The organism is Streptomyces kebangsaanensis (assembly GCF_001906585.1).
GTDB lineage: Bacteria > Actinomycetota > Actinomycetes > Streptomycetales > Streptomycetaceae > Streptomyces > Streptomyces kebangsaanensis.
Map to the genome: position 1 here is coordinate 3,457 of NZ_JUJA01000159.1, position 14,912 is coordinate 18,368.

Here is a 14,912-nt window from a genome sequence, read left to right on the forward strand (position 1 = left end):
AGTCACGTCGGAACCACTCGTCCAGCCCATCCTCGACGGGCATCCTGCACAGTTCCCCACCGTCCGCGCGCACGACATGGGTGCCCTCTGTGCGCCGCAAGCGCGGAAGCCTTCTCGTCCACCGGATGGGAGGGCCTCTGACCAGGTACTTTCCTGTACCCCGGCAGAATTCGGGCCTGCGGCACCCGCTTTAAGTGCGGCTCTGTCATCTCCACGTGGGCGATCAGCCGGTCAGTGCAGGTAGACGTCGACGAGCAGGGCCGCGACGGCGGCCGGCAGCGCGTACAGGCTGGTACGACGGGCAGGCTCGGTGCGCAGAGGGCCCAGGCCGTAGCCGAGGGAGGCGGCGGCGAGGGTGAAGACGCCGGAGCCGGTGTCCTGCCGGCTGACGGGGAAGACGATCACGGGTGCGTCGGTGAAGAACCGGTCTCCGTGGGCGGCACGCAGGATCGCGTTCCAGGCCAGGGGCCCGACGGCCGCAGCCGGCGCGCCGGTCGTGACGACGGCACGGCTGCGGCCCCGGGGGAGGGCGATCAGGACGGCGGCGACGACGGCCGACAGCACGGCGCCGTGGACGATCTGGCCCCGGCCGATCACGACATGGGAGCCAGCGCGGTCGCGTCGAGGGCCGGCCGGAGTGCCTTGGCCAGGGTGACGCCGTCGCCGGTGGCCCAGAAATGCATGCAGAACAGGCGCGGCTGGTCGTCCAGCATGTGGTTGTGGAGTTCGACGATGTCGATGCCTCCGCGCCGCAGGGCACGGATGACCTTGTTCACTTCGTCGGCGGTCAGGACGAAGTCGCCGTTGATGGCGGCCTTGCGGTTGCCGAGGGGCTGGAAGTTGACCGCGGTGGTGATGCCCAGAGCCGGGGGCAGGAGGTGCCGGCCGTCGGTGACGGTGCCCCGGCGGGGATGGAGAACTTGTAGATGCCGCGAGCCTGGGACCGATCACGATCAGCGTGGAGGTTGTCAGCAGGGCCGGTGCCGGCATGCCGGGCTTGAGTGAATGCCGTGTGTGAGGCATTGGGCCTCCTCTGCGTCGAGAATCATCCCCTTGCTCAACGTAATCGTTCGGCTACATACGACTCGTATTGGTGTGGCATTTGGGTGGAATGAGGCGATTGCCGCCGGCCTCGGCCACAGCGCGGCATGGGTTTCCAAGCCCTCAGGTGCGTGCTTCAGTGGCCGTCCGGCGGTCTGCCGGCGAACCCGCTCCGCTACCGCCGGCTCGACGACGCTGCTTACACACTCTGTCTCCTGGTGGGGCAACGCAACGCTGCGGACGCTGAGCGCTTCCTCGTCGGGTCCTCGGCCCGCGTGCCGGCGGATCGGGCCGGCCAGGGGGAAGGCTGTCATCCATTGAGTTCTGTTCAGCAAGCGCCGGGGCTAATTGTGTCGGTTGCGGCTGTGCGGTGGCAGAGCGGCAAGCGCAAGCAGAGTGGCAAGTCCAAGCAGCAGGATCGCCTCGGGCACGGGCTGCTTGGTGCGCCAGAGCTGGACCGGCAGCCCGATCCAGGGCACGCGCAGCCGTGCTACGCCTTGGAGTGCCGTGGGCCGGACCGGTGTGGAGTCCGGTGTGGAGTTGGCGTCACCTTTGGTGATCAGGTCGTTGTTGGGAAGTACCTGGTGGACCCGATGGGTGAGCAGATGGTTGGGTCGGGTGGGGTCCTGGACCAGCACGATTTGGCCTACCGCCGGTGTGCGGTTGCGCGGTGGCGGCTGGTAGAGGACGACGTCGCCCGGCATGAGGGCGGGGCGCATGGAGCCGGACTGCACCACGCCCGCTGTCCAGCCCAGCGCCACCACGGGCAATTGCGCCCACAACAGCAGCCCCACCATCGAGCCGAGCACGGTACGTGAGGTGACCGAGGTGACCACGCGGATCGGGTGCGGGGTGCCCTTGGCCATGGGTTGGCAGGGCGTGCTGGCGGCCAGGTCACTCGGGAGAGTCACTTGTGCTCCCGCGCTTCCCAGGTGAAGGTCACCTCGTTAGTGGCCACGCTTTGCGAGCTGTTGGGTGCGCTCCGGCTGAACTTCCACGCGAAGCGGAAGCTCAGCGAGTTGGGTGGCTTGCCGGGCAGGGTCCAGGGGCCCACGCCGGTGCGGAAGTCGGTGTACAGGGCGACGAACTGGTCCAGGGTGCCGTCGAACGCAGTCCTGTGCGGAGTGAAGCCGTTGCAGTCGCCGAAGGTGCCGCCGCTGCCTACCTCGATTTTGAGGTTGATGAAGGATTGGAAGTTGCTGGGCCAGTTCGGTGAGTTGCTGTACAGCTTGAGCGCGGTGGGGAAGTCGGCGTTCGACTCGACCCTGATGCAGTTGGAGCCTGTGTCGCCGGGTCGCATGTTGTCGATGCGGAACATGGGCACCTTGCTGTCGTTGGCCAGCCCCAGCGAGCCGGACTCCCACGTGTTGCCGCTGTTGCTGCTGGTCCCACTCCAGTCGGCGTTGGTGGCACTCCAGACCAGAGCACCGCTGAGCAGCAACCCGAGCGGAACGGGGACCACCTGTGCCAGCACGTGCAGCCAGGGACGCCCCATCGCCCACTCCGTTCAATTCCGGCAGTCCTGCACATATTGATGCATTCTGTCTCACCTGTGGCGGTGCCGCTCCGTGTAGCCGTCCGGGTCTGATGGCAGAGCCACTTGGACAAGCGACTTCAGAGCCACATCCCACTCTTCCGGACCGCCAACCAACTTACGGAGCGACTTTGGCCGGGAAACGGCCGGACGGGCCGTTTGGCCCCGGCGGGGGCCGTGTGGCCTCTGCCCAGCGAGGCCGTTCGCCACCGATCCTGGGAACAGGACCTCCGCATCAGCCGAGGGAAGGCGATCGGGATGATGTGGTACGGCGGCTGGGGATGGGGCGCCTGGTTCCTCATGCTCGTGATCACGGTGCTGTTCTGGGCCGTGGTGATCGCCGCGGCCATCGCACTCGTCCGCTACCTCACGGCTGCCCACCGCGGCCACCAGCCCGGCCCGCCTTCCGCATCCGGTGGACCGGGGTGGGGCGGCAGGCGAGCGGAAGACCTGCTCGCCGAGCGGTTCGCCCGCGGGGAGATCGACGAGGAGGAGTACGAACGCCGCCTGGCGCTGCTGCGGGAGCACCGGTGAACGCGCAGCGGCGCCGCGGGGTGTGGCTGGTCATCGCCGGTGCGCTCGCCGCGCTGGTCCTGGGCGTGGCCACCACGATCTCGCTCACCGCCACCGGCGCCTTCCGCGGACCGGCCCCGGTCGGCTGGAGGGGGCCGGGCACGCGGTGCAGCCCGCCCGCGCCGGCCGGCCGGGTGGTCGGTGTCACCGTCGGCGACATGGGCGGCATGATGGGCAGCCCCCGCGGACATCTCCCGCCAGGCGGCGGGCCCGGCGGGCCCGGCGGGTACGGCATGGGCATGATGTGGCTGCGCGCCGCGCCGAGCCGGGTTCCCGTCGGCACCGTGTCGCTGCGGGTGGTCAACTCTGGAGCCCTCACCCACGAGGTCGTCGTGCTGCCGCTGCGGGCCGGCCAGGCCGTGGGCGAACGGCCGGTCGGCTCGGACGGGAAGGTCAGCGAGGCGGGCAGCCTGGGCGAAGCCTCGCGCAGCTGCGGCGCGGGCACGGGCGACGGCATCACCTCCGGCGCGACCGGCTGGACCACCCTGACCCTCCGCCCCGGCCGCTACGAGCTGGTGTGCAACCTGCCCGGCCACTACGCGGCCGGCATGTACGACGAACTCGAGGTCGCCGGCCGGTAGGCGCGCTCGACGGTCAGCTGCTCAGATGTGAACGCTCACTCCTCCTCGGCGGCGCCCGGGTCGCGCAGGGGCCGCATCCCGCCGGGCAGCTCCGGCAGCCGGGGTGACCCATCTGCGACGGTTCGGCTGCCCGAAAAGCGGCTCACCCAGGCTTGTCCACGAAGAGCCACCAAACGACGCCTCGGCCGGTGCCGCCGCCGGCACCGCGGCGCTGCAGTCGGTTCTGCAGCCGCTCGAGGGCGAGCCAGCCCGCCTCCCACACGACCAGATCGTCATCCAGCGCGGTCGCGTCCGGCAGCTACGCCCACCAGGCAGACTGCCAGGGCGCGGGCCAGCCACAGCCCGACGCCCCCGCAGCCTGCGTCCACGAGGAGCTGGTCGGGCTGCTTCCGCAGCCGCGCGGCCATCAGTCCCTGCAAAGGCCCTCGCACGAGTCGGAGGCCGCTACGTCCTACGGGTGGTCCTCGCTCATCGCCGCGGTGTACAGGCGGGCGACGAGTTCCGTGTGCGCCCGCGTGGCGTGGAACGCATCGAACTGGACCACGAGTTGCTGCCCGGCGGGCGCGGGCGGCGCGGCTGGGGAGGCGGGCAGTGTGAGAGAGCGGAATGCTCAGTGCCCACCGGTGGAGGACACGGGCAGACGCAGGGTGAACGTCTTGCCGCCGTCGCGGGATTCGTAGACGCCGTCCCCGGTGGCGGCCAGGACGTGCCCGTTGTCGACGGCGGTCAGGGCCTGGGGCTGCCCACCCGGCACCGTGCCCGACTTCTGCCAGGTGGCGCCGCCATCAGTGCTGCGGTGCAGACCGCCCGCCAGGTCGACGCCATACAGGGCGTCGGCCGTGGGCCAGGACAGGAAGGCCAGGACCTGCCCGGAGCCGGCGCCGAAGGTCCGGCCGCCGTCGGTGCTGCGGGCGACGCCGTTCTCGGTGGTGGCCAGTACCAGGTCCGGATCCTTGGGGCTGACGGCGATGTCGAGGGCGGCCAGTTCGGCGCGGGTGTCCCAGTTGGTGCGATCGGTGCTGACGCGCAGGACGCCGCGGGTGCTGTCGTAGCCGTAGACGGTCCCGTGCGCGTACTTCAGCGCGTGGAAGTCGGCGCTGCCGCCCAGCGAGAGGGTTTTCCACGTCTTGCCGGAGTCGGTGGACCGGATCAGGCCGCGGTCGGCGTGGTCGCCGCTGCCCTCGGCCGGGTGGCCGCTGCCGAGGAAGGTCTTCGGGCCGATGACGGTGAAGCCCATGTAGTCGGCCGTGTCACTGACGCGCTTTGCTGTGCCGGCCTTGGTCACGGCGATGACGCCTTCATGGGTGGCGACGTACAGGTGCCCGTCGGCGGGGTCGATGCCCAGCCCGTGGACATGGCTGACGGCGATGCCGCCGGAGCTGTCGCTCGACCTGGTGGCGGACGAGGTATCGGAGTTGGAGGAGCAGGCGGCCAGTGCAACCGTGAGAACGGCCGCGGTGCAGGCGGTGGCGGCGCGGGAACGAATCTTCATGCTGGGGATCTTTCGGTACGGAACGAGGAGGAGCGGCGAACGGAGGCCAGGGTCAGGGCTTGGCGCGGGACGCGCCCACACGGGGCCCGGGAGTTGCGCGGACGCAGGTTGCCCGAGCCCCGGATGGGGTGTCGTCAGCTCTTGCCGAGGAGCTTGTTCATCTCCTCGATCTCGGCGTTCTGCGCGGTGATGATGTCCTCGGCCATCTTCTTGGCCGGCCCGTACTGGCCCTTGCCCTTCTCGGCGGTGGCCATCTCCACGGCGCCTTCGTGGTGCCCGACCATCATGGTCAGGAACATTTCGTCGAAGTCCGTGCCGGACGCCTTCATCAGCTCGTCCATGTCCTTGGTGCTCATCATCCCGGGCGTGTCGGAGCTGCCGGAGTGCCCCGAGTGGTCCATGCCCGGCATGGAGGAGGGCACGTCCTCACCCCAGGACTCCAGCCATCCGGACATCGTCTCGATCTCCGGGGCCTGGGCCTTCTCGATTCGGGAGGCCAGGTCCTTGACCTCCGCGGAGGACGCCTGGGTGGCGGCCGTCTTCGCCATCTGGATGGCCTGCTGGTGGTGGGGGATCATGCCCTGCGCGAAGGAGAGGTCCTGGCCGTTGTGGGCGCCTGCGGTGCTCTCGGCGGTGGCCGCGGCCGACGTCTGTGCGGCGGAGCCGGAGCCGTCGCTGTTGCCGTTGCCACAGGCTGCGAGGACGAGGGCGGCGGTCACCGCCGAGGCAACGAGGATGGCGCGACGGACGAAGGAACGGGTGCTGGTCATGCGGGAACTCCTGCGGAGTGAGAGAGTGCGCCAAGGGCGCGGGACATGGCTGGGGGCCGTAGGACCACCGGCCGCGGCTCGCGCGGCAGCGGCGGATACGGCTGGGCCTTGTCCTAGATCCGCAGGAGTTGCAGCTCGGCAAGTGAAGGAGGCGCGCGACCGCCCTCCGGCTCGGCCTCCATGGAGCGGTGGCCGCCAACCGGCGACGCTGTCTGACCGGCGGGGTCGGGCAGCAGCACGGGAAGAGCCGGGCCCGCGCCGACGGCACCGGAGGAGCACGCCGCGTCGGCATGGTGGGCACGCCCGGTGCCGTCACCGTCGTCATGACAGACGGACTGGGCGCTCATGACCGCCATGTCCGCGTGCGCGGCAGTCGAGAAGTGGTGGCCGGTGACGGTGGTTGCGCCGCCCGGTGCGAGGCCATGCATGCCGACCAGCCCGACCAGCAGCCCCAGCACCAGCAGCGCCGGCGACCACATCAGTGGCGCCGACGCGCGGCGGAGCTGTGCACGGACTGTCACAGCCCTCATGCTACGGGAGCCCGTGGGCCCACTGTGCTCAGTCCGGCGGGGCCCGCCATGGTCCGGGCACGCAGGACCCGCCGCCCGAGCATGGACTTCTTGAGCGCGAAGAAGGCCGATTCCACTTGCCGTCACTACAGCCTGACCATGCTGCCCGACGGCTCCGTTCTTCATAGTGGAGTACGCGCGGGTTCCCATCGTCTCTCGACGACCGCGAACGCTGCATCTCAGCAAGTAGGTCACGGCATCGGGCCCGTGCAATCACCACGGTGGGATCAGTGAGCGGTGTGCATCGTGAAACCTGCAGGTCAGGTGGGCTGGTGTGCGTGGGGTTCGAGATGCTCGTGCTAGTAGGACTCCGTTAGGTGTCATTTGCTGGTTGTGTCCGTCCGCGGCACGGTGGATGGATGGACATGCGGCAAGTGGATGGCCTGCGGGCGGAGTTGGCCGGGTTCGTGGCGGATGTGTTCGCCTCGGTGCCGCGGCGGGATCAGCGGGCGAAGGGCGACTGCTACCTGCGGGGGCTGATGCTGGACGGTCGGCGCAAGTCGGTCGCCGCGATGGCGGGCCGGCTGCCGGACGGCGACGAGCAGAATCTGCAGCAGTTCGTGAACCAGTCGCCGTGGGACCCGGTGCCGGTGCGGCGGCGGATCGCGGAGCGGATGATGCCGCTGATCGGTCCGGACGCCTGGGTGATCGACGATGTGTCCTTTCCCAAGGACGGGAAGATGTCGGTGGGGGTGTCGCACCAGTACTGCGGTGCGCTGGGCAAGCGGACGAACTGCCGGGTCGCGGTGAGCGTGCACGCCGTCACCGACGCTGCGTCCGTTCCGTTGCACTGGTGGCTGTTCCTGCCCAAGGAGGGGGGCCGGGACACCGAGCGCCGCCGGGTTGCCGGGGTGCCCCAGGAGGTGGGACACCGGGAGAAGTGGCGACTGGCCCTGGACATGCTCGATGAGCCGGCCGGATGGGGGCTGACGCCTCCGCTGGTGGTGGCTGGTGCCGGATACGGGCAGAACGCCGACTTCCGGGCCGCACCCGCCGACCGGGGCCTGCCCTTCGTGGTCGGTGTCCGCGCCGACCTGGCCGTTCAGTCCTGTGCTGCCCGGCCCACCGCGTCGGACGGGTCGGGTAACGGTCGCCGGCCCCAGCCCCTGCTACCGGCAGCCCGCGGCGTCCGGGGGAGAGTCCGCCGCACACCCCGGGCTCTCGCAGTTCACCGAGGTCACCTGGCGCGAGGGATCCCGCGGGCCGATGACCTCCCGCTTCCGGGCGCTGCGGGTACGGCCGGCGCTTACGCCAGATCGCCCACGCCGCGGCAACGGCCCGACGGGCGCCGTGGGACGGCGTCCTGCCCGAGGTGTGGCCGCTGGCGGAGTGGCCCGACGGCGAAGACAAACCGACCCGGTTCTGGCTGTCCGACCGCCGAACCGTGTTCAGCATCGCTCGCAAAGCGGACACCGTTGAAGGATGTCGGCATCTGCTCGTCGCGGCGCTGGTTTGGGGCACGGGTACCAAGGCCCGGTCAGTACACCGGCGCGCGCAAATCTTTCGCCACTCTCCAGACACTGACATCGACGCGCGACTCGACGTGGCACTCGAGGCGCTCCAAGAGCGAGGAGCTACGGAAGCGTACTGGGCCTTGAACGAGGATGGCGGCCAGGTCGCCTTCCCGAAGGATACGCAGCGGGCGTGGCGGCTCGCCGATGCCGGCCGTGTGCTCAGGGAAACGGGGGGTGAGCTATGGATGATGCCGTAGACGTAGGGGCTCACCGTTCCTCGTCCCGGCGGTGGTGCGGCCGGGCGGTTTCCCTCTCGGGGCCCTCGTCGCGCGCCTGCTGGAAGGCATCGGAGATGGCCTGCGCGGCGCCGGACAGGGCCCCCTTCGTCTTGGCTTGACCGCCGGAACCGGTGAGCCGGCCGCCGACGATCTCCGGCAGTCCGGCCGGCTTGCGCGGCCCTGCCTCCAGGTCCAGGCGGTTGCAGGCCTCGGCGAACCGCAGGTAGGTGTCCACGCTCGCCACCACGACCCGCACATCGATCTTCAGGATTTCGATTCCGACCAGGGAGACCCGCACGAACGCGTCGATCACCAACCCTCGGTCGAGAACCAGCTCCAGCACGTCGTACAGGCCACTGGAGCCTCCCCCGCCCCCGCCCTGCGCTGCCACCACACTCACCCTGACCAGCTCCCTCGCCCATCCCGTGGCCCATCGCCCCGGCCCGGCGGCCGCATCCGCACGAGATCCACGGACGCGACCGCCACCGGCGAACGCCACCGGGTAACCCCACCCCTCCGAACCAAACGAATGCGCGGTGATGAGAGCGCAGCGTTGACCGGCGGAGCGGCCGTCGCCGCATTCGTCCGTGACCATGTCGAACGCCCGGCCCCAGAGTCGGCGCCCCGTCCCTCCGTACCGCCCGTGAGATCGAAGAGGCCACCGGCACCAAGGCCGCCACGATCCGCGTCGAACGGCGCTGCGCGGCCGACGACCCCGACCGCTCCCGCGAGTCCCTGCGCGCGCCGTACGCCCAGCCCTGGAAGTGGGTGCCCTGCCCGCACGCCTGCGGCTACGTCGGCCGACCGGAGATTCGCCCGAGCATCCTGTACGGACTGACCCCGTAGTTCAGCCCGAGCAGCTGGCCTGTCCCCAGCGGTCCGGACAGGATCCGCGTAGACGGCCAGAGGCCCTACCCCGGAGCTTCCGTTCTAGTGGTCGTCGCAACACCCCAGTTCAGGGGATGCGATGGACTTCAAGATCCGGGAGCTGCGGACAGTAGCTCAGGGTCGCAAGCGGCTGCTGCGTGAGCGGGAGGCATACTCCCAGCTCATGCAGCAGGGCCTGAGCAACAAAGAGGCGTGCCGGATCGTCGGCATCAACGAGAAGACCGGCCGGCGATGGCGGAACGGCCGCAGCGCCGACCGCAGGCAGAAGGCGGCACCACCGATCCACCTGGTGGTGCCGCCTTCCGGTCCGTCGAGGTACCTGCGCGAGGAGGAGCGGATCCACATCGCCGACCGGCTGCGGGAGAAGGCCACGATCCGCGTGATAGCCGCCGAGCTGGGCCGCAGCCCGTCCACCATCAGCCGGGAAATCCGCCGCAACCGGCACCCGGCCAACGGCCAGTACCGGCCGCACGCGGCCCAGGCCCGCGCGGATGCCCGCCGGCCCCGCCCCAAGCCGGGGAAGATCGGCCAGAACCCCGAACTGCGCGCCTTCATCCAGGACCGCCTGGACCTCCGGTGGAGTCCGGAGCAGATCTGCCAGGCTCTGCGGGCACAGTTCCCCCAGCGGCCGGAGATGCACGTGGTCCACGAGACGCTCTATCAGGCCCTCTACGTCCAAGGACGCGGAGAGCTGCGCCGCGAGCTGGCCCGCGCCCTGCGGACCGGCCGGACCCGGCGCAAGCCGCGCCGCCAGGCCCAGCAGCGCCAGCCGCGGTTCTCCACTCCCATGGTGATGATCAGCGAGCGTCCCGCCGAGGCAGAGGACCGGGCCGTGCCCGGCCACTGGGAGGGCGACCTCATCATCGGCCAGGACGGAGCCTCCGCCATCGGCACCCTCGTCGAACGGGCCACCCGCTACGTCATGCTGCTGCACCTGCCCGACGGCCGCAGCGCCGAGCACGTCCGCGACGCCCTGACGGACACCGTCCAGACGCTGCCCACCCACCTGGTGCGCTCGCTGAGCTGGGACCAGGGCGCGGAGATGGCCGCGCACGGCGCCTTCACCGTCGCCACCGACATCCCGGTCTACTTCTGCGACCCGGCCAGCCCCTGGCAGCGCGGCTCGAACGAAAACACCAACGGCCTGCTGCGGCAGTACTTCCCCAAGGGCACCGACCTGTCGATCCACACCCGCGAGCACCTGGACGCAGTCGCCGCCGAACTCAACGGCCGCCCACGCAAAACGCTCGGCTGGGAAACCCCAGCCGAGCGCCTGCATAAACTGCTCGCGGCCTGATCAACACGACCACGTGTTGCGACGACCCCTAGAAAGCGCCGAGCGGGGTAGGGCCTCTTTGCGTCGCAAGGGTCGTGCGCCGGAGGCGTTTTCGCCTCCGGCGCTGAGCTGGAGGCCTGCCCGGCTGGAGCCGGGACAACCCGCCGGCGGGGCCCTCATGGGTCCCGGATGGGTCCAGAAGAACAGTGAAACCCCGTGAACGATCATCACGGCCCGGACATCCTCATACCTGCTGACCTGCACAGACGAGGAAAGCAGGGACGCTCAGGGAAATCCGGGGCAACGCTCTGGCGAGCCGGCACCGCGCCGCTACCGCGTCTGACCGGGGCCCGTCCGGAGTTTCCCGCCCGCGCCGCGGCGTCCGGCACGGCGTCTCGCCGCGTTGTCGGGACCGCCCGCGTACGCCCGGTACGCGGGCGGTCCTCCGCCTTGCGGTACACCGCACCGGGCGCCGCGGTGCCCGCCCTCCGGGCGGACCACGGGGGAACTCCGGACAGGCCCTACCGGGAGCGGCGGGACACCTCGTACTGCTCCAGCAGCTTGCCCCGGGTCATCTCCAGCCGGTGGGCGAGGACCTCGGCGACGGTGCGCACCAGTGACAGCCCGAGCAGCGGATCCTCCACGCACAGGGCGAGCACCGCCGAGGCGTCGAACTCGTAGGCGCGCACCGGGCTGAACGCCTCCGCCCCGAAGTCCCACTGGTACGGCGGGAACAGCCAGGACCAGCCGAGCAGGTCGCCCGCGCCCAGGCCCGCCACCTTCACCCGGCGCGTGGGCGTCACCTGCTGGTACAGGTGCACGTCGCCGGAGCGGATGACCCAGAAGCGGTCGGCCGTGCCGCCGGCCTCGAAGATCCTGGCGTCCTCGGGGAAGGAGACCTCCCGTGCGAGCTCCATCAGGCGTTCGCGCTGCTTCTGTGGAAGGGCGCTCAGCAGTTTTATCGCTTTGGTCATGGCCCGAAGCTCCTCGCCGGCGATTGGTTCCGCGCATGTGCCTCAAGCCCATTTCAGCGGCTGCGGGCGCCCCGGGCACCTCGGCGGAGGCGACTTCCTCTCACCGCGGCGAGGGATGTTCCGGTGCCCCGCGCTGGAAGGTGGCGTACAGCAGCCACAGCGAGGGCACCAGCACCACCGCGCCGACGCCCAGCGAGGCGAGGACCGCCGTCAGTACGGAGCCGTGCGCCGCGGCCTGGGCCACCGTGGTGCTGCCGACCAGCATGGCCGGGTACTGGGCCGCGCCCCACGCCCACAGGATCGCGGCGACCGCCACGGCGGCGGCCCCGCGGGCCGTCACGAACCGCCGCCGGGCCAGCAGGGCGAGGCCGGTCAGGCCCGCCACCGCGCTGAGGACCACCAGGGGCAGCGCCCGGTGGGTCAGCCCGTGGAACAGCCGCGGGGCGTCCGCGTGCAGCACCCCGATGCCCGCCAGCGCCACGACACCGGCCGCCACCCCGCTGATCACGGCGTCGCGGGCGAAGGCCGAGGCCAGCTCGGGCCGCCCCTCCCGGTCCGCGTCGGCGCACAGGTACACCGCGGCCAGGTGCGCACAGGTCACCACCGCGAGCACCCCGCCCAGCAGCGAGGTCGGATTGAGCCAGCCGGTGACCACATCGCCCCGGGCGAGCCCCGGCGGCACGCGCCCGGAGGCGACCCCGCCCGCGACCGTGCCGAGGAAGAACGGGGTGAGCAGCGACGACAGCGCGAAGCACGCCCCGAACAGCCGCTGCTGCCACAGCTCGGTGCTGGCCTTGCGGAAGGCGAAGGCGGCACCCCGCGCGATGATGCCGAGGGCCGCCAGGGTCAGCGGGATGTACAGCGTGGACATCACCGCGGCGAACACCGGCGAGAACGCCGACCACAGCATCACGACCACGAAGATCAGCCACACGTGGTTGGCCTCCCACACCGGCCCGATGCTGTGCTCGATCAGCCGGCGCCGCTCCCGCCCGCGCTCGGCCCCGCCGGACAGCAGGTCCCACACCCCGGCGCCGAAGTCGGCTCCGCCGAACAGGGCGTAGCAGGTCAGGCCCACCCACATCACGGCGAGCGCCGCGTCCACGAGCACGGTCACCTCCAAGGGGGTCGATACGGGTCGGTACGGGGCGTCGCGACGGGAGGCGGAGGCCTCACACGACGGGATACCGTGCGACGTCCCCCTCCTGCGGAGCCTGCGGCACCGGGGTGCCCCGGGCCAGGCGGCGCAGTACGTAGACGGTCGCCACGGTCATGGCGGCGTACACCGCCAGCACCAGCCACAGCCCGGTCATCAGTCCCGGAGCGGGGTTGACGGCGTCCCGTACGCTCATCACGCCGTACACGATCCACGGCTGCCGGCCCAGCTCGGTCACGCTCCAGCCGCACTCCAGCGCCACCACCGCGGCCGGTCCGGTGAGCGCGGCCAGCGCCAGGAACGGGCGGGGCGTGGACAGCTCGCCGCCGGTGCGGCGGCGGCGCCACCACTGCCACAGCAGCCATACGCCCATGAACAGCAGGAAGAAGCCGGCGGCGACCATCAGGTCGAAGGCCCAGTGCACCCCGGTGACCGGCGGCCGCAGGGCGGGCGGCACACGGTCCAGGCCCCGCACCACGGTGCCGGGGGAGTAGCCGACCAGCAGGGACAGGCCGTTGGGGATCTCCAGGCCGTACTTCAGCCCGTGGTCGCCCGCCACGCCGCCGATGGTCAGCGGGACGTGCGAGCCGGTCCGGTACACGCCCTCGGCCGCGGCGAGCTTGGCCGGCTGGTAGCCGGACAGGAAGCGCGCCGCCCAGTCGCCCACGACGATCTGGAACGGCGCCACGATCGCGCCCAGCGTGAACGGGAGGAAGAACCCCGCCCGGTGGTAGGCGTCGCGGCGCCCGCGCAGCAGGGCCACCGCGTACACGGCGGCGGTCAGGAACGAGGCCACCATGAAGGCCGCGAGGATCATGTGCACGGTCTGCGGCGGGCCGGCCGGGTTGAGCATCGCCGCCCACGGGTCGACGTGGACGATCCTGCCGTCGCGCAGGGTGAAGCCGCGCGGCTGGTTCATCCAGGCGTTGGCGCACACCACGAAGAACGCCGACACGGTGCCCGCGATCACGATGGGGATGCCGGTGAGCAGATGGCGGCGGGGCGGCAGCCGGTCCCAGGCGTACAGATAGATGCCCAGGAAGATCGCCTCGAGGAAGAAGGCGATGCCCTCCAGGGCGAACGGCAGTCCGACCACCTGGCCGAACCTGCCCATCAGCCCCGGCCACAGCAGCCCCATCTCGAAGCTGAGGATGGTCCCGGAGACGGCGCCCACCGCGAACAGCACACCCATGGCGCGCGCCCACCGGCGGGCCAGCAGCCGGTGCGCCGGATCGCCGGTGCGGATGCCGTACCACTCGGCCAGCAGCGTCAGCGCCGGCAGCCCGACGCCGATGCAGGCCACGATGATGTGCCAGGCGAGCGAGAAACCCATCTGCGCCCGCGCCGCCGCCAGATCGCTCTCCGACACCCGGCGGACCGCGTCCACGGCGAGCACTCCGGGGCCGAACAGCACGGTGCTTGTCACGAGATGCGTCAGTACCCGGATGGAACGGGATGAATCGGCGCCCGGCGGACGGAAAGTCGGGAGGAAGGAAGGGGAGTGAGAAAGCCCTGGCTGGACGGGGGAAGCCAGCCAGGGCCGTATGCGACGGCGTGCGGAGGACACCTCGGGTCGACCCCGTCGCCGCGTATGGGTGAACCGTAAACCATCTCGGTCTGGTCCATGCGGCCGGGGCCCGCCCGCGTGATCGGACTCACTCCGCGGTGGGGGCCGGATCAGCCCTGTTCGGCGTGGATGCCCGGGGTGAGGACCTCGTCCAGCACCCGCAGCACGGCCTCGTACGTCATGACCCGCACGGCCGCCTCGCGCGCGGCGTCGGGATCGGTCGCCCCGAGAGTGGCGTGGCGGTCCCGCCATCGGCGCTCCTCCTCCACCGCGCACGCCCTGGCGCGCTGGATGCGCCGCAACAGCTCGTCTGAGTCCACGACTTCGGTCATGTCCTCCCCCTACCCGCTCGGGCGCACTGTGATGGCCGCCCGTGCGCCGCCGATGCGGAGGTTTGGCAGGGCCCGCGGAGGCCAGTCGGAGAGGAAGGGCCCGCGACGCCGTACAGGCGCGGGACTCTCCCCGGGTCCGTCTTGCTGCTTCAGCGTCCAGGGAGTGAGGAGAATGTGCGAGAAGCACAGGGCCACCCCCGTCGTCGAGGTGCCGTGTGCCGCGGACGGCACCGGGCAGTCCCGGCCGTGCCGGCCGGCCGACGCCCGCCGGGCGGTGGAACGGGCGATCGACGCGTGCTGCCGTGCGCGCCACACCCCGTGCGACGCGCACGCCGTCTCCGACGCCCGGCTCGTCGCCTCGGAGCTCACGGCCAACGCGATCCTGCACGGCGGCGGCGTGACCGGTTTCCACGTCGATCTCGTCGGG

General features: G+C 71.0%; 14 protein-coding genes and 4 pseudogenes. 6 read left to right on the forward strand and 12 right to left on the reverse strand.

Features of this window, described 5'->3' with window-relative positions; genetic code table 11:
- Positions 1–231: 231 nt before the first annotated feature.
- Positions 232–597 carry a hypothetical protein gene (locus RH94_RS29640; protein ID WP_073951437.1) on the reverse strand — a complete coding sequence of 122 codons (366 nt, stop codon included), beginning with the start codon at positions 595–597 and terminating at the stop codon, positions 232–234.
- A pseudogene (locus RH94_RS39085) lies at positions 594–914 on the reverse strand (DUF1259 domain-containing protein); the annotation flags it as partial. The gene RH94_RS29640 and the pseudogene RH94_RS39085, both read right to left, overlap by 4 nt.
- A gap of 234 nt (positions 915–1,148) precedes the next feature.
- Between RH94_RS39085 and RH94_RS46820 the strand changes: the two are divergent.
- Positions 1,149–1,274: pseudogene (locus tag RH94_RS46820) on the forward strand (DUF5133 domain-containing protein); the annotation flags it as partial.
- A gap of 111 nt (positions 1,275–1,385) precedes the next feature.
- Here RH94_RS46820 and RH94_RS29650 read toward each other — a convergent pair.
- Together RH94_RS29650 and RH94_RS29655 are read right to left on the reverse strand one after the other, a co-directional pair.
- The gene (locus RH94_RS29650; RefSeq protein ID WP_073951439.1) at positions 1,386–1,907 is read right to left on the reverse strand and encodes a signal peptidase I; all 522 of its coding nucleotides are present in this window, start codon (positions 1,905–1,907) and stop codon (positions 1,386–1,388) included.
- A 41-nt stretch (positions 1,908–1,948) separates the two neighbouring features.
- Positions 1,949–2,536: a hypothetical protein gene (locus RH94_RS29655; RefSeq protein WP_073951440.1), complete on the reverse strand. Its 588-nt coding sequence runs from the start codon at positions 2,534–2,536 to the stop codon at positions 1,949–1,951.
- A gap of 297 nt (positions 2,537–2,833) precedes the next feature.
- Here RH94_RS29655 and RH94_RS29660 point away from each other — a divergent pair, with 297 nt between their 5' ends.
- Complete coding sequence (locus tag RH94_RS29660; RefSeq protein WP_234426131.1) at positions 2,834–3,109, forward strand: SHOCT domain-containing protein; 276 nt, start codon at positions 2,834–2,836, stop codon at positions 3,107–3,109.
- Positions 3,106–3,729 carry a sulfocyanin-like copper-binding protein gene (locus RH94_RS29665; protein ID WP_073951441.1) on the forward strand — a complete coding sequence of 208 codons (624 nt, stop codon included), beginning with the start codon at positions 3,106–3,108 and terminating at the stop codon, positions 3,727–3,729. Before RH94_RS29660 ends, RH94_RS29665 begins: the two co-directional genes overlap by 4 nt.
- A 610-nt stretch (positions 3,730–4,339) precedes the next feature.
- On the opposite strand, the gene RH94_RS29670 is transcribed toward RH94_RS29665, so the two are convergent.
- The 3 genes from RH94_RS29670 to RH94_RS29680 all read right to left on the reverse strand — a co-directional run bounded on the left by RH94_RS29670 (position 4,340) and on the right by RH94_RS29680 (position 6,512).
- Positions 4,340–5,221: a F510_1955 family glycosylhydrolase gene (locus tag RH94_RS29670; RefSeq protein ID WP_073951442.1), complete on the reverse strand. Its 882-nt coding sequence runs from the start codon at positions 5,219–5,221 to the stop codon at positions 4,340–4,342.
- A 134-nt stretch (positions 5,222–5,355) separates the two neighbouring features.
- Positions 5,356–5,991: a DUF305 domain-containing protein gene (locus tag RH94_RS29675; protein ID WP_073951443.1), complete on the reverse strand. Its 636-nt coding sequence runs from the start codon at positions 5,989–5,991 to the stop codon at positions 5,356–5,358.
- 113 nt (positions 5,992–6,104) lie between these two features.
- Entirely contained in the window at positions 6,105–6,512 is a 408-nt protein-coding gene (locus tag RH94_RS29680; RefSeq protein WP_234426132.1) for a DUF6153 family protein, read from the reverse strand.
- Positions 6,513–6,919: 407 nt separating this feature from the next.
- Here RH94_RS29680 and RH94_RS29685 point away from each other — a divergent pair.
- Positions 6,920–8,271: pseudogene (locus tag RH94_RS29685) on the forward strand (IS701 family transposase).
- A 10-nt stretch (positions 8,272–8,281) separates the two neighbouring features.
- Here the strand turns inward: RH94_RS29685 and gvpJ are convergent.
- Positions 8,282–8,692 carry a gas vesicle protein GvpJ gene (gene gvpJ, locus RH94_RS29690; protein ID WP_073951445.1) on the reverse strand — a complete coding sequence of 137 codons (411 nt, stop codon included), beginning with the start codon at positions 8,690–8,692 and terminating at the stop codon, positions 8,282–8,284.
- A gap of 567 nt (positions 8,693–9,259) precedes the next feature.
- On the opposite strand from gvpJ, the gene RH94_RS29695 reads away from it, so the two are divergent.
- The gene (locus tag RH94_RS29695; protein WP_073951446.1) at positions 9,260–10,477 is read left to right on the forward strand and encodes an IS30 family transposase; all 1,218 of its coding nucleotides are present in this window, start codon (positions 9,260–9,262) and stop codon (positions 10,475–10,477) included.
- Positions 10,478–10,977: 500 nt separating this feature from the next.
- Here the strand turns inward: RH94_RS29695 and RH94_RS29700 are convergent, their stop codons facing one another.
- The 4 genes from RH94_RS29700 to RH94_RS29715 form a co-directional block, all read right to left on the reverse strand.
- Positions 10,978–11,430, reverse strand: coding sequence for a cyclic nucleotide-binding domain-containing protein (locus RH94_RS29700; RefSeq protein WP_073951447.1), 453 nt, complete (start codon positions 11,428–11,430; stop codon positions 10,978–10,980).
- Positions 11,431–11,530: 100 nt separating this feature from the next.
- A complete protein-coding gene (locus RH94_RS29705; protein WP_073951472.1) occupies positions 11,531–12,541 on the reverse strand; it encodes a cytochrome d ubiquinol oxidase subunit II in 1,011 nt (336 codons plus the stop codon).
- 61 nt (positions 12,542–12,602) lie between these two features.
- Positions 12,603–14,012, reverse strand: a complete 1,410-nt coding sequence (locus tag RH94_RS29710) for a cytochrome ubiquinol oxidase subunit I (protein ID WP_234426133.1) — start codon at positions 14,010–14,012, stop codon at positions 12,603–12,605.
- A 251-nt stretch (positions 14,013–14,263) separates the two neighbouring features.
- Positions 14,264–14,485: a hypothetical protein gene (locus RH94_RS29715; RefSeq protein WP_073951448.1), complete on the reverse strand. Its 222-nt coding sequence runs from the start codon at positions 14,483–14,485 to the stop codon at positions 14,264–14,266.
- A 172-nt stretch (positions 14,486–14,657) separates the two neighbouring features.
- Here RH94_RS29715 and RH94_RS44990 point away from each other — a divergent pair.
- Positions 14,658–14,912, forward strand: a pseudogene (locus tag RH94_RS44990) (ATP-binding protein); the annotation flags it as partial.